Origin of the sequence: Aminithiophilus ramosus, from assembly GCF_018069705.1 — a bacterium.
Classification (GTDB): Bacteria; Synergistota; Synergistia; order Synergistales; family Aminithiophilaceae; genus Aminithiophilus; species Aminithiophilus ramosus.
In genome coordinates, this window is sequence record NZ_CP072943.1 from 71,913 (window position 1) to 85,718 (window position 13,806).

The 13,806-nt window shown below is 68.0% G+C and carries 12 protein-coding genes; 4 read left to right on the top strand and 8 right to left on the bottom strand.

The features are described from left to right. Positions 1-2: 2 nt before the first annotated feature. From KAR29_RS00320 to KAR29_RS00330, 3 genes are all read right to left on the bottom strand, one after another. Positions 3-1,169: an HD-GYP domain-containing protein gene (locus tag KAR29_RS00320; protein ID WP_274373665.1), complete on the bottom strand. Its 1,167-nt coding sequence runs from the start codon at positions 1,167-1,169 to the stop codon at positions 3-5. 85 nt (positions 1,170-1,254) lie between these two features. Beyond that, entirely contained in the window at positions 1,255-2,013 is a 759-nt protein-coding gene (gene cobS, locus KAR29_RS00325) for an adenosylcobinamide-GDP ribazoletransferase (RefSeq protein ID WP_274373666.1), read from the bottom strand. Then, positions 2,003-2,572, bottom strand: coding sequence for a bifunctional adenosylcobinamide kinase/adenosylcobinamide-phosphate guanylyltransferase (locus tag KAR29_RS00330; protein ID WP_274373667.1), 570 nt, complete (start codon positions 2,570-2,572; stop codon positions 2,003-2,005). The genes cobS and KAR29_RS00330 overlap by 11 nt, the downstream gene beginning before the upstream one ends. Positions 2,573-2,727: 155 nt before the next feature. Here KAR29_RS00330 and KAR29_RS00335 point away from each other — a divergent pair, with 155 nt between their 5' ends. Beyond that, positions 2,728-3,708 (top strand): threonine ammonia-lyase, encoded by a 981-nt coding sequence (locus tag KAR29_RS00335; protein ID WP_274373668.1) that lies wholly within the window; start codon positions 2,728-2,730, stop codon positions 3,706-3,708. A gap of 20 nt (positions 3,709-3,728) precedes the next feature. Here KAR29_RS00335 and KAR29_RS00340 read toward each other — a convergent pair whose 3' ends face one another. Next, positions 3,729-7,118, bottom strand: coding sequence for a translocation/assembly module TamB domain-containing protein (locus KAR29_RS00340; protein WP_274373669.1), 3,390 nt, complete (start codon positions 7,116-7,118; stop codon positions 3,729-3,731). A 250-nt stretch (positions 7,119-7,368) separates the two neighbouring features. Between KAR29_RS00340 and larE the strand changes: the two genes are divergently transcribed. Together larE and larC2 are read left to right on the top strand one after the other, a co-directional pair. Beyond that, complete coding sequence (gene larE / locus KAR29_RS00345) at positions 7,369-8,178, top strand: ATP-dependent sacrificial sulfur transferase LarE (RefSeq protein ID WP_274373670.1); 810 nt, start codon at positions 7,369-7,371, stop codon at positions 8,176-8,178. After that, positions 8,175-9,269: a nickel pincer cofactor biosynthesis protein LarC2 gene (larC2, locus tag KAR29_RS00350; protein ID WP_274373671.1), complete on the top strand. Its 1,095-nt coding sequence runs from the start codon at positions 8,175-8,177 to the stop codon at positions 9,267-9,269. Before larE ends, larC2 begins: the two co-directional genes overlap by 4 nt. Here the strand turns inward: larC2 and pruA are convergent. From pruA to KAR29_RS00370, 4 genes are all read right to left on the bottom strand, one after another. Further along, on the bottom strand, positions 9,266-10,882 hold the full coding sequence (pruA, locus tag KAR29_RS00355; RefSeq protein ID WP_274373672.1) for an L-glutamate gamma-semialdehyde dehydrogenase: 1,617 nt from the start codon (positions 10,880-10,882) through the stop codon (positions 9,266-9,268). The two genes, larC2 and pruA, sit on opposite strands and share 4 nt — an antisense overlap. A gap of 134 nt (positions 10,883-11,016) precedes the next feature. Next, positions 11,017-11,748, bottom strand: coding sequence for a thermonuclease family protein (locus KAR29_RS00360; protein ID WP_274373673.1), 732 nt, complete (start codon positions 11,746-11,748; stop codon positions 11,017-11,019). A 35-nt stretch (positions 11,749-11,783) separates the two neighbouring features. Then, positions 11,784-12,227: a PPC domain-containing DNA-binding protein gene (locus KAR29_RS00365; RefSeq protein WP_274373674.1), complete on the bottom strand. Its 444-nt coding sequence runs from the start codon at positions 12,225-12,227 to the stop codon at positions 11,784-11,786. Next, complete coding sequence (locus KAR29_RS00370) at positions 12,224-13,021, bottom strand: Rossmann-like domain-containing protein (RefSeq protein ID WP_274373675.1); 798 nt, start codon at positions 13,019-13,021, stop codon at positions 12,224-12,226. Before KAR29_RS00370 ends, KAR29_RS00365 begins: the two co-directional genes overlap by 4 nt. Before the next feature lie 89 nt (positions 13,022-13,110). On the opposite strand from KAR29_RS00370, the gene rsmG reads away from it, so the two are divergent. Next, positions 13,111-13,806 carry a 16S rRNA (guanine(527)-N(7))-methyltransferase RsmG gene (gene rsmG, locus KAR29_RS00375; protein WP_274373676.1) on the top strand — a complete coding sequence of 232 codons (696 nt, stop codon included), beginning with the start codon at positions 13,111-13,113 and terminating at the stop codon, positions 13,804-13,806.

The window sequence follows — 13,806 nt, forward strand, 5'->3', positions numbered from 1 at the left end:
CTTTACACCTTGGCGGCCCCTTTTTCAACGCCCTCTTTTCCCCCTTTTTCGCGCTCTTTTTCCGCCTCGTCGGAGCCGTCCCCTTCGGGCTCTCCGTCGAGGACGGCTCCGATCTCCAGGTCGGGATACTGCCTCATGTCGAGGGTCAGGGGGCGGCTGAGGGGGCCCGTCCGCTCGTGGCGGACGATGCGGACCTGAGGGCGCAGGGTGTCGTCGACGAAGCAGTCGGTGACCATGCCGATGTGGCCCGTGGAGAGGTAGAGCCAGGTCCCGATGGGATAGGGGGTGACGATTTTCTGGTAGATGTCGACGACGGCTGGGTCGAAGAGGCCTCCCGACTCGGCGGTGATCTGGGCGAAGGCCTCGTAGGGGCGCAGGGCCTCCCGCCAGGGGCGGCGCGAGACGAGGGCGTCGTGGACGTCGGCGACGGCGACGATGCGGCTGAAGAGGTGGATCGCCTCGCCTTTCAGGCCCGACGGGTAGCCGCTGCCGTTCCATCTCTCCTGATGCTGGAGGGTGACGATGCGTGCCGTGGGCCAGACGTTGCCGTAGCCCTCGAGAAGCTCCCATCCGAAGCGGGGGTAGTGGTAGAGAAGTTCCCGCTCCTCGCGGCTCAGGGGGCCCGACCGGGTGAGGATCCGGCTGGGGATGAAGGCCTTGCCGATGCCGGCCAGAAGGGCACCCAGGCCGAGGTTGTGCAGCTGCGCCTCGGGGAGGGCCATCCTCCGGCCGATCATCATGGAGAGGATCATGGTCTGGACGCTGTGCTGGTAGGAGTAGCCGTCGTTGCTGCGGACGTCGAGGAGGTGGACGACGAGGTCGGGCTGGCTGAGGACTTCGTCGAGGACGGAGCGGACGACGTCGAAGAGCTGGTCGAAGTCGGCGACGAGGGCGGCCTTGGTGCTGTTCCGGGTGGCGTCCTCGTAGGTCCGATGGAGTTCCCTGATGGCCCTTCCCAGGTTCCGGTGGCTGATGAGGGGACGCACCTCCAGATCGGGAAAGCGATCGTCCCGGACGTAGACGAAGGGGACCTCCATCCGGTCCAGCATGCCGACGAGTCTCTCGTTCAGCTGAATCCCCTCGGCAAGCAGAAGGGTTCCCTTTTCCGAGTAGAGGGGACGGGCGAGAATCATCTGAGGTTTGAGGGAGCGGGTATAGACGAGCTTCATGGCCTCATCCCTCCCGGACGGTTTCGGCTCGCATTCTTTTCGGAGGATTCATTCAGGACGATCATAGCATTCCGAGGGGCTTTCGTCATGTGAGGGCGGCGCAGGACAGGAGAGCCGCCACCTCTCCGGCCACTTCGCAGGCGCCCAGGACGTCTCCGTTCGTGCCGCCCAGGCGTTTTTCGGCGACGGCGACGAGGCCGGAGGCGACGAGGGAGGCGGCCAGGAGGGAGGCGAGCCAGAGCTGCGGCGCCAGAGGGAGGAAGAGGCCTGCCGCCGTCAGGGCCAGGAGGAGGTGCCTCGTGGAGAAGGAGAGGACGATCTCCCGTCCCAGCCCGGACTCCCAGGGGTAGGTCCCCAGACGGGCGGCCAGGCAGAGGCCGAAACGCCCCGCCAGGGCGGCCATGAAGAGGGCCCTCGCCGCCTCGAGGGCCTCCATGGAGGCGACGAGGGAGGTCCAGAGGCCCAGGGCGACGACGAGGGCCACGGCGCCGAAGCCGCCGAGACGGCTGTCCTTCATGACGGCCCTCATGGCCTCTCCCTTCTTGTGACTTCCCAGCCCGTCGGCCAGGTCGGAGAAACCGTCGAGATGGAGGCTCCAGCCGCAGAGGATGTAGCCGGCCAGGGCGATCCAGGCGGCCCCCGAGCCCCCGACGAGGGGACGGGCCAGGAGGTGGAGGGCGGCCGAGAGGGCGCCCAGGAGGGCGCCGACGAAGGGGGCCAGAGGCAGGGCGTCGGCCAGGGATAGGGGTTCCCGGGGCCAGAGGCGGCGAGGGACGGGCAGGGCCGTCAGGAAGCCCAGGAGGAGGAAAAGGCTCTTGTCCGGGCGGGTCCTCTCAGCGGCCATCGTCGAGGCCTCCCTTGAGGACCAGGGGCAGCCCGGCGACGACGAGAAGAGCCGTCTCGGCCCTGGCGGCGCCGATCTGGTTGGCCCTTCCCTGAAGGTCGCGGAAGCGCCGTCCCATGCGGTTGGGAGGTACGAGATCCATGCCCACCTCGTTGGAGACGACGATGAAGCGCTCCGCCTTCCCGGCGGCGTCGAAAAGGGCTTCGACGGAGGCCAGGATCTTCCGTTCCCCCTCGTGCCAGAGGGTCTCGTCGTCGGATTCGACGGCAGGATCGGCCAGAAAGAGGCGCGAGAGCCAGACGGTGAGGCAGTCCATGAGGACCACCCCTTCCAGTCCTTCCACGAAGGCCGGAAGGGCCTGGGGCTCCCCCTCCCAGGTCCGCCACTCTCGGGGGCGGCTCGCGCGGTGGAGGTCGATTCGCCGGGCCATCTCGGCGTCGCCCGCCTCGGCCGTGGCGATGTAGGTCACGTCGGAGCCGCCCCAACGGAGGGCCAGAGACTCGCCGAGGCGGCTTTTCCCGCTGCGGGCCCCGCCGAGGAGGAAGATTCTCTCTCCCAAGGATCGTCACCTTCTTTTCTGAGTTTAATTTACTGGAGTATAGTCCGACGGAAAGATACAAGCAAGAGCTAATCTGAATCGATCTTTCCCGGCGGGAAGGGCGCTTTTGGGTATAATTTACCGGTGAAGCATCTCATTTTAGGGAGGTCCTTGTCATGGAGCCTTTTGTCGCCCCGACGATCACCGATCTGCTCAAGGCCCGGCGCTTTCTCCAGGGGAGGGTGCGCCACACGCCGACGGAGCTCTCTCTCCCCCTGAGCGATCTCGTGGGAACGCCCGTCTTCGTCAAGTGGGAGAACCGTCAGATCTGCGGCTCCTTCAAGCTGCGGGGGGCCCTGAACAAAATGTATTCCCTGTCGGCCGACGAGCGCGGCCGCGGCGTCGTGACGGCCTCGAGCGGCAACCACGGCCAGGGTGTGGCCATGGCCGCGGCCCTTCTGGAGCTGAAGGCCCTCATCTGTGTTCCCGGCAGCTGTCCCGAGACGAAACAGACCGCCATCAGGCGTCTCGGCGGCGACTGGGTCGAGCTCCGCGTCGTGGGCCATCTCTACGACGATGCCGAGAGGGAGGCCCATGAGGCGGCCGAGAGGGAGGGGAAGACCTACATCTCCTCCTTCGAGGACCGCCACGTCGTCGCCGGAGCGGGAACGCTGGGGCTGGAGCTGCTCTGCGACGAGCCCGAGATCGACGTCATCGTCACGCCCGCCGGCGGAGGCGGGCTGATGAACGGCATCGCCATCGCCGCCAGGACCCTCCGTCCCTCGGTGGAGATCTGGGGCGTCCAGTCCGTCGCCTCCCAGCCCTGGGTCCTCTCCTGGCCCGGAGGGAAGGTCGTCGAGACGACCTACGACGACTCCCTGGCCGACGGCCTGACGGGGTCCATTCCCCAGAGCCTGCTCACCCTGGCCAAGGAGCGCGTGGCGGGGATCCTGGCCGTGACGGAGGAGGATATCGCCGAGGCCATCGCCTTCTGCCACAGGGCCCATCATCAGGTCGTCGAGGGGGCCGGAGCCGTCGGCGTCGCCGCCCTCATGAAGGGCAGGGTGGACGTGGCGGGCCGTCGCGTCGCCGTCGTCATCTCCGGGGGGAACATCGACGAGAGGCCCCTCCTCGACGTCCTCAACCGCTACGCCTGAGACGCGGGAGCCGGTCCGGTCTAGTTGTAGAAGGAGCCGTCGTCGGGCGCCTCGTCGTCGGTCCCCAGGATCTGGATCAGGATCTGGTCGAGAATCTGTTGGGTGATCTGGCTGCCCATCTCGGAGCTGCCCTTGCGGACGCCCTGGCCCGTCGGAAATTCGAGACGGAAGGTGAACTGCTGGGCGTCGCTTCGGTCCTTGGGGTCGGAGGCGCCCGAGGGGATGGGCGTACTCCTCTGTTGGCTCTGCCGGATGGTGAAGTCCTTCAGCAGGGGAGTCTCCCAGTCTCCGACGAGGCGCAGGCTCACTTCGCGGAAGTCGCGGCCCGTGACGTTGCCCAGGAGGCCGCTCAGAAAGCCCTTGACCATGGCCTGGGAGGTCTCGGCGAGAGCCAGCTTGGAGAAGGCGCCCAGGAGGGCGCTGAAGGCCTGAAGGTTCACCTCGCCGTAACAGGCGATGTCGAGGTCCTTGCCCGGCGTGAGGTCCCCGTCGAAGGAGAGGTAGCGGTAGAGGCCGTTTCCCGACGGGGCGGCGGCGCGGCTGCCGGGGAGGAGGTAGAGGGTCTTGCCGTCGATGACGTAGTTGACGGCAAGGGACCGGTAGGGGATGGGGCCGCCCGCTTTGGAGAGGGCCGAAAAGCCCTCGGCCTGGCCGTCGGCGACGGTCAGATTTCCCCGGCCGTCGAGGAGCATGGCGCGGCCGTAGGTCCCGGACAGGCTGATCTGGAGGTCGGTCTTTCCCGAAAAGGAGCCCTCCAGGTCCAGGCCGTCGGCCAGGGCCGGGGCCAGATCGAAGCCTCTGACGGAGAGGTTGCCTCCCCAGATTTCCTCGTCGAGGCCCAGCGACCACTGGGTTTCGACGGCGCCGCCGTAGAAGGTCCCTTTTCCCTCTTCGATGGTGAGATAACGGTCCAGGACGAGGAAGGGGATCTGGAGATCGTCGAGGCGCAGGCCTCCGAGGCGCAGCGACGGCGAGGTGAGGGAGCCCGTGGCGGAGAAGGTCGTCCCCAGTTGGGCGTCGAGGCTGATGTCGAAAAGGCCTCCCGTCCTCTTCGGGTCGGCGGCGGAGGCGAAGACGGCCAGATCGAGTTTTTTGCCGGCCAGGGAAAAGCTCCCTCTCAGGGGGTCCAGGGCGAAACTCCCCCGGGCCTCCAGGGCCGACGTCCCGATCTGTCCCTTTGCGGCGGTGATCTCGAGGCGCTCCCTGTCGGCCCGGGCCTGGAGGGCGACGTCGGAGAGGGAGAAGTCGCCCACCTTGAAGGTGGGGACGGTCAGCTCCGTTTCGAGCTGCACCGTCTTGCCCGTGCCCGAAAGCCGGGCCGAGCCCGAGAGGAGGCCTCCGACGGTGAAGGCCAGGTCGTTTCTTCCCGGGAAGGTCGTCATGTCGAGGCCGTCGAGGCGGACCTCGATGGCGGCTCCCGTCTCCTTCCGGAAGGAGCCGGACAGAGAGGCCTTTCCCCCGAGCAGGGCAAGAGAGGCCCTTTCGACGACGAGGCGGTCGCCGTCGAGGGAGAAACGACCCTCGACGGCCTCGACGGGGACGGACCAGGCCGTGGCCCGTCCCTCTCGGACGTGGAGAAGGAGCTTCGGCCCGGCGAGGGGACCTTCGAGGAGGTAGCCTCCGGAAAGAGAGCTCGACAGGCTTCCCTCGGCGATCGTCCCCTCCAGGGCCTTTTCGGCCAGGGGGAGGCGGAGAAAGTCGCCCTGGAGCTTCATCGAGGGCGTCGCCGTCAGTTCGATTTTCCCCCTGCCCGTGATTTCCCCGCCCAGGAGAGGGCCGCTGAGGGCGTCGAGGGCGAGGCTCTTGCCGTCGTAGCGGGCCTCGACGGCGAAGGGCCCTCCCCTGATTCCGCCGAGGGCGACGTCGTCGACGGAGAGAGAGGCCGTCCACAGGGGCCGATCGAGAGGCCCCTCCAGTTTCCACGAGCCCTGGGAGTCCCCGACGTCGAAGCCGTCGGGGACGAAAAGGCCGAGGGCGAGGTCGCGGACCCGGCCCGTCAGGGCCAGGGAGGGGGTGGCCGTTCCGAAGAGGGAGACGATTCCCGCGCCCTCGACAACGGCCCCTTCCCATTCTCCCCGGATCTTCTCGATGACGGCGTCGCCGTTTCGGACGGAGAAGCGGGCCTCGAAGTTTCCGAGGGGCTTCCCGCAGAGGCGGATCTTGTCCGAACGGATCGTCCCCTCGTAGGCGGGAGAGGCGGCCGGTCCTCGGAGGGTCATGGTCCCGGCCAGGTCTCCTTCGGGGAGGAGGGCTTCGAGCCAGCCGAAACGGGCCCGGAGTCTGTGGAGAACGAGGGCGTTCGTGGAAAAGCGGAGATCGAGGGTCGTCCTGTCGTCGAGGGCGACCGTTCCCGCCACATCGACGGGCGCCGCTACCCAGCGGCCGCTTCCCCTGAGGGAGATGGAGCCTCTCCCGTCGAGGAGGAGTTCGGCGCCGAAGGCCGAGGCCTTCTGACCGGCCAGAAAAGCCTCGGCGTCGACGAAGCGGACCCTTCCGGCCAGGTTCGACGTGGGGCCTTTCAGGTCGACGGCGATGGCGGCAAGAGAACCCGAGGCGAAGGAGAGCCAGGGGAAGGCCTTCTGCCAGCTTCCGATGTCGAGGTTCTCCCCTTCGAGGTCGATGGAGAGGGCCAGCCTCTCGCCGCCGAAGTCCAGATCCAGGTCGCCCCTGACGGGCGAGCCGTTGGCACGGCTGGCGATCTCGGCGAAGGAGAGGTGCCTTTCCTTCCACGTCCATCGGGCGCGGAAATCGTCGAGGGCGATGCCGACGGCCTGGCCTCGGGGGAGGTGGAGCGTCCCCGAAAGCGTCGAGGGGCCCTCCCCTCCCAGGGAGAAGGTGACGTCGGGCCTGCCTGAAAGACCGGCCCCGGTCACGCCGGGGAAGAGCAGGGACAGCTCGCTCAGGTCCAGGGGGGAAGCCCGCCCGGAGAGGGCCAGAGGCGTCAGCGTCCCCGCCAGCTGGAGTCGGCTGTTGCCCAGGGAGAGGGAGCCCTCTTCGAGGGAGAGCCTGCCCTCCTTCTGAAGGAGGCGGAGCTTTCCCCTGAAGGGGAGTCCCCGCAAGCGTCCTTCGGCCTCGACGACGGCTCCGTCGCTCCGGCTGTCCCAGGTGCCCCGGGCGACGTCGACGGCCTCCCCGCCGGGGGCGAGGAGGTGGGCCTCGATGATTTCGAGGCGCCTGATCCCCTGCGGCAAGGTGGGGCAGCCCGAGGAGGCGGAGGGGCTCAGACAGGAGAGGTCCAGGGAGAGTCCTTTCAGGCGCAGGAGGGAGATGGCGACCTCTCCGGCCATGAGGGAGCGGAGGGAGAGGTGGATTTCGACGGCCTCGCCCGAGGCCAGAACCGCTCCCTCCCTCTCGATGGAGAGGCCGTCGGCCCGGTACCCCCTGAGGGGGTTGCCCCGGAGGGAGGCCACGACGAGACGACCGCCCAGGGCCTTTTCCAGCTCGGCCTGGGCGACGAGACGAAGGCGGTCGCTCCCGAGGTTCGACCGGGAGACGACGTAGATGAGGATGAGGGGGACGATGACGAGGACAAGTCCTCCCAGCAGGACGCGCGCTTTGCGTGAAATGGGCCTTTCCTCCTGTCCGTCGGTCGCGTCGGGCCCGTGCTATGATCGGGACGGAGCGAGGGTATCGTAGGCTGAGTCGAAAGGAAGTGACGTCGTGGACTCCCTCGACGGGAAGGCGCACCATCTGGAGACGATTCTGGCGGCGATGGATCACGCCGTCGTCCTCTATTCGGGCGGAGTCGACAGCTCCCTTGTAGCATATCTGGCCCGCCGTGTCATCGGCGAAAGGGCCTGGGCCGTGACCCTTCTTTCTCCCCTGTCCCCGCCCGGCGAGGTGGAGAGGGCCCGGGCCTTCGCCGCCGAGGCCCGTCTCGGCCTGGCGGAGATCGCCGTCGACGAGACGGCTCTCCCCGAATTCGCCGCCAATCCTCCCCATCGCTGTTACCTCTGTCGGAAGGTCCGACAGGAGGTGGTCCGGCGCTGGGCCGCCCCTCGCGGTTTTTCCCTTCTTCTGGATGGCATGAACGTCTCCGATCTCGACGACGATCGGCCGGGGATGAGGGCCGCCGACGAGGAGGGCGTCCGCCATCCCCTCATCGAGGCCGCCTTCGCCAAGGCCGACGTGCGGGACCTCTCCCGCCGTCTGGGCCTCTCGGGGTGGGACCGTCCGGCCCAGCCCTGTCTGGCCAGCCGTTTCCCCCACCGTTTCGCCCTCGACGGGGAGCGCCTCGACCGCGTCGCCAGGGCCGAGGCGTTTCTGAAGGACCTCGGCCTGGAGGCGTTTCGCGTCCGCCACCTGCCCTACAGGACGGCCGTCGTCGCCGCCTCGCGGCCCGAGGTCCTTCTGGAAAGGCGTCAGGAAATCCTGAGGACTCTGGGCGGTCTGGGATTCGATTTCGTCACCGTCGATCTCGAAGGCCTCGTCTCGGGGAGCCTCAACAGGACAAAGGAGGAAGAGCGATGATCCTTTTCGAGCCTCACGCCGGGGCCGACGGAACGAGGCTTCTGGGAGCCCTCGTCGATCTGGGCGGCGATCTCTCCCGCCTTCTTCCCCTGAGGGGTTTTCGGGCCTTCGGCGTCGAGGCGCTCTCCCTGCGCGCCGAAAGGGGCCGGGAGGGGCCGGGCGCCACGGGCCTCGTCGTCGAGGTGAGGGAAAAGGGGTCCTGGCTTCGCCGCGACATGGCGGAGGCCCTCGATCGGGCCTCCGATCTCGTCGGCGCCTCGTCCGCCGTCAGGGAGAGGGCCCTCCGTGCCCTGGCCCTTCTCCTCGAGGCCGAGAGGGTCCTCGGGGGGGGTGAAACCCTTTCCGTCGAGACGGGCTCCTTCCGGACCGTCGTCGACCTTCTGGGGTTCTTCCTCCTCCTCGACGGCCTCGGCGAGGGACCCTTCCTCTCGATGCCCCTGGCCGTCGGCTCGGGCGCCGCTTCCGGTCCCGGCGGTCTTGTCCTGTCCCCCTCGCCTCTCGTCGTCGAGACGGCCAGGCTGGGCGCCCTCCCGCTCCGGGGAGGCCCGCCGTCGGCGCGGGTCTCGACGACGGCGGCGGCCCTCCTCGCCTCGGCGGAGCGGTTCATCGAGAGCTTCCCCTCCGGCGTTCCCCTGCGCGTCGGCTACGGTGTCGGCGATCGCGCGGCGGATGCCGTCAGGGCCATCCTGTTCCGAGGGGGCTCCCTCGAGGAGGCCCATCTCGTCGAGGCCAGCCTCGACGACGCCACGGGAGAGGAGATGGGCCGTTTCCTCGAGGAACTTCAGGCGCTGAGCCTCGAGGCCCACCTCCTCCAGGCCCTGGGCAAGAAGGGCCGTCCCCTCTTCATCCTCCGCGCCCTGGCCCGGTCCGATCAGGTCGAGGCCGTGAGGGCCTTCTTTCTCGAGCGGACGCCCACCCTGGGCGTCCGCTCCTGGCCCGTCCGCAAGGATCAGATGGACCGCCGATGGGAGGTGCGGACGGCTCTCGTCGACGGAAAGGCCTACCCGTTGAGGGTGAAGATCTCCCGCCTCGGAACGGTCGTCAAGGAGAAGGTCGAGGATGACGACGTCCGGCGCCTCCCCCTTCCTTAGCCCATGAAGGGCCGCTGCCACTGCCGGGCCGGGACGGTGTTCTCCTTGATGAGCCTCGGACTGAGCCAGCGCAGGAGGTTGGCCCGATAGCCGGCCTTGTCGTTCGTTCCCGAGTGGCGCGACCCGCCGAAGGGCTGTCGCCCCACGACGGCTCCCGTCGGCTTGTCGTTGATGTAGAAGTTGCCGGCGCTGTGGCGGAGGATCTCTTCGGCGGCGGCGATGGCCTCGCGGTCGCGGGCGAAGAGGGCTCCCGTGAGAGCGAACTCCGTCGAGGCGTCGCAGAGATGGAGCGTCTTCTCGAAGGCCTCGTCGGGGTAGAGGTAGACGGCCACCAGGGGACCGAAGATCTCCTCCCTCATGATCCGGTCCTTGGGATCGCGGGCGACGACGACGGTGGGCTCGATGAACCACCCCTCGCTGGCGTCGCGGCCTCCTCCGACGAGCAGCTCGTAGCTTTCCGGGTGGTCCCTTATCCGGTCCAGCCAGAGGCCGATCCGGTCGAAGGCCTCCTCGTCGATGACGGCGCCCATGAAGTTCGTCAGGTTCTCCGTCGGTCCCACGGGCAGGTCGGCGACCTCCCGCAGCAGATAGTCCCTCACCTGGGGCCAGAGGCTCTCGGCCATGTAGACCCGCGAGACGGCCGAGCACTTCTGGCCCTGATACTCGAAGGCGCCTCGGACGATGTTGGCTCCGACGGCGACGGCGTCGGCCGAAGCGTGAACGAAGAGAAAATCCTTGCCGCCCGTCTCTCCGACGACGCGGGGGAAGGAGCGGTAGTGGGCCATGTTCATGCCGATCTGGCGCTGAAGCTCGACGAAGGTCTCGTAGCTGCCCGTGAAGTGGAGCCCGGCCAGATCGGGATGGCTCAGGACGGCCCCTCCGCTGCGGCTCGCGAAGGGGACGAAGTTGAGGACGCCCGCCGGCAGACCGGCCTCGACGAGGAGCTTTTGGATCTCGTGGTTGCAGAGGAGAACGGACCGGGCCGGCTTCCAGAGGGCCACGTTGCCGCAGAGGACGGGCGCCGTCGGCAGATTGCCTCCGATGGAGTAGAAGTTGAAAGGCGAGATGGCCAGGACGAAGCCCTCGAGGGGGCGCCAGTCGAAGCGGTTGATCTCCCTGTACCCCTGTTCTGGCTGCTCCCCGTAGATGGCGTTGAGAAACCAGACGTTGTAGCGCCAGAAGTCGACCAGCTCGGCCAGGTCGATCTCGGCCTCGTAGGGCGTCTTGGACTGGTTGAGCATGATGGCGGCCAGGTGGGCCATCCTCCGGGGCCCGCTGAGAAGGTCGGCGGCCCGCTGAAAGACGGCCGCCCTCTGGGGCCAGGGGAGGCGGCTCCAGGTCCGGTGGGCCTCGAGGGCCGAGGCGACGGCGGCCTCCAGCTCGGCCGGTCCTGCCAGACAGGCCTGGCCCAGAAGGAGCCGACGGTCGTGAGGGGCTCGGATTTCGACGACGTCGTCGGTCCAGACCTCGCGGCCGTCGATCATGAGGGGAAGGGAAGCCGGCGCCCTCTTCAGCTCTTCTACGGCCGCCGCCAGGGCCTCCCTCTCGGGGCTTCCCGGCTCGTAGGAGAGGATCTGGTCGGCCTCGTTCCGCGGTCTGTCAAATTTCCACATGGGGAACACCTCCTGTCTGGGACGTTCAGGGACCGTTATGTGGATAGAACCTTCATGGCCTCGTGAAGCCTGTGGATATGTGGATAAGCCTGTGGATAAACGGTGGATGGCGTTGTGGAGAGCGGTGGATGGAATCAGGGAGAGAGGCCGACGATCTGGAGCGGGTGGCCGAGGGAGATCTCGACGCCGCGGTAGCCCGCCTCGACCTTGCCGATGACGTCGAGGGTTTTTCCCACCCAGGAGAGGGGGTCGGGGAAGCGCCCCTCTTGGGCGAGGGAGAAGGCCAGGGTCAGACGCTCATCGGCGTCGGTGACGAGCCAGCGCGTCCGGGTCCTGCGGACCTCGGCCACGTCCAGTCGGACCCGGACGAAGCGGCCGCGGAGATGGGCGAGGAAGGTCCAGATCTGGGCGGCCGAAAAGGGGCGCTCCCAGGCCAGCCCCCAAAGTCCCCTCCGGTTTCGCCGGGCCTCTTCGAGGGCCGCTTCGATGCGCTCGACATGGCGGTCGTTGGGTTCGATGAAAAGAGGCAGGGCCAGCCCGGCCCGGATGAGGGCGGCCGTGACGAGAAGCTCCCCCTCGTCGGTGACGAGGCGAGGATGGGCCAGCAGGCGGCCGTAACGGTCGCGCTCGGCCCGGTCCCTTTCGACGACGATTTCCCGGCCCTCCACAAGCTCGGCGTTGAAGCGAAGGGCCTCCTCTCCCAGCTCCTCGACGCCCTTGAGGGGATGGTGGAGTTCGGGCGTGTCGATGAGGAGGTAACGCACCCGTTCGATCTGCCCGTCGTCGAATCGGACCCGGACCGTGTCGCCGTCGAAGACGTCCGTCACGACGGCCGTCGACGTGGCGGCTCCTGCCGGGGCCGCCATAAGGCAGAGCAGGGCCGCAAAAGGACGGATCCGCCTCAGAAGGAGCCGCTCCTCTCGGGACAGAAGCGGGGCAGTTCGTCGGCCCGGAGGGGCATGCGGTAGAAGATCATCCCCTTGGGCAGGGAGAAGACGAGCTCGCAGGTCTCGTGGACGACGGCCCGGAAAAGGTGTCCTCCCCAGGCGCGGTGCTGGCTGTCGCCCAAGGTGGCGTGGGCGTGGAAGAAGGGGTCTCCGTTGGGCTTGCGGCTCACCGTTCCCGAAAGGCCCAGGATCTCCAGCGGCTCGCCGAAGGTCTGCCGCAGGTAGGTGCCGCCTCCGTTCCATCCGATCTCGGCGTCGCGCATCATCCCGGCGGCGGCGAGCAGGACGGCCGTCGTGATCTCCTCTGCGACGAGAATCGCCTTGAGGACGGGGAAGAAATCGTCGCCCTCCTCCAGCCGCAGCGCCAGATGCTCGTCCGTCCGGGCCAGTTTCCTCATCCGAAAAGACTTCCTGTCCATCGATCCGTCACTCCTTTCCCGTCCGTTGCGACCGTCTCCGTTAGGGGAATTGCCGTCAGTTGCCACTCCAGGGCGGGACACTCCCAGAAGCCGCCGCCGGCGCCGAGGAAGGAGGCGGCCTCGTCGCTTGTGCCGACGAGGCGGGGCGAAAGGAGATGGGAGATCCCCAACTCCCGGTAGTGTCGCGGCGTCCAGGGAAGGCCGGGGCCGACGAGGACCGTTCCCTCGCTCTTCCTGAAGTGGGGGGCCAGGGAGAGGACGCGTCGATCCCTGAGGGCCTCCGAGGAGAGGAAAACCCAGGGGGCTCCCTGAAGAAGGTGCCCCTCCGTCCAGGAGGGGTAGACGTCGGGCGCCCGGCGCACGTCGTCGAAGATGGACAGATCCCAGCGCCAGCTCCGGAAGAGGAGCACCAGGTCTGGGTCGTAGCCCACGACGGAGGCCCGCCCGTCGCGGACGAGAAGGCGCAGCGCCTCGGGGCCCGGGCCGGGAGGGGGAGGAAGGAGGGCCTCCGCCGCCGCTCCCGCCAGGGAGAATTCCTGAGGATAGGGGGAGACGAGGAGGCGGACCAGATCGTGAGCCGAGCCGCCCAGAAGGGCTGCCGTATGGCCCCTGTGGCTCTCTCGGGGCCCCGTTCCGGGCAGGGGGACGCGGGCGAAACCGGCCCGGCCGTCGTCGAGGACGACGGCCGCACCGTGCCAGCCAAGAAGGAGCCTTTCGACGACGCCGTTTCGTTCCCTTTCCACTTCGGCCACAAGGGCCTCGAAAAGCCGCAACGTCACGCCTCCATTCTCTGGTACGATAGGAACGGGAAACACAACTCCATTTTAGCCCAAGTGGAACGGTCGCCAAGGAGGTCTGACCCATGGCTTCGCCTTTTTTTCGTCTCGCCTCTCCCTCAAGGGAGGCGCTGGCCCCCTTCGAGCCCCTTTTGCGGCGCTACGCCCTCCTTCTGGCCGAGGCCAACGCCAAGGCCCGCCTGACGGGGCCGACGAGCGCCGAGGGACTCTGGGAGGAGCATATCCTCGATGCCCTCGTCGCCCTTCCCCTTCTGCCCCGGGAGGGAGCCGTCGTCGACGTCGGAACGGGAGGAGGCCTGCCCGGCCTGGCCTGGGCCCTTGTGCGACCCGGTCTGACGGTCACCCTCGTCGACAGCATCGCCAAAAAGGCGGCGGCCCTCGAAGGCATCGTGAAAGATCTGGCGATAACGAATGCCGTCGTCCGCTCCGTCCGCTCCGAGGTCGTGGCCCTGGAACGACGGGAGACCTTCCTCGTGGCGACGGCTCGGGCCGTCGCCAGCGCCGATGTCGTCGCCGAACTTCTCAGCCCTCTTGTCGCTCCCGGCGGGAGCCTCCTGGCCTTCAAGGGGCCTTCGGCCGAGGAGGAACTCCGCCCCGGCCAGGGACGTTGGGGAGAGTTGGGCCTGGGCGAACCCGAGATCTTTCCCTACGGCCTGGGGGGCAAGTCGCTCTGCGTCGTTCGATGGTTCAAGGAGGCTCCCTGTCCCGGCCGTTTCCCTCGAAGGGCCGGAATGGCCCTCAAAAGACCCTGGTGGAGGTGA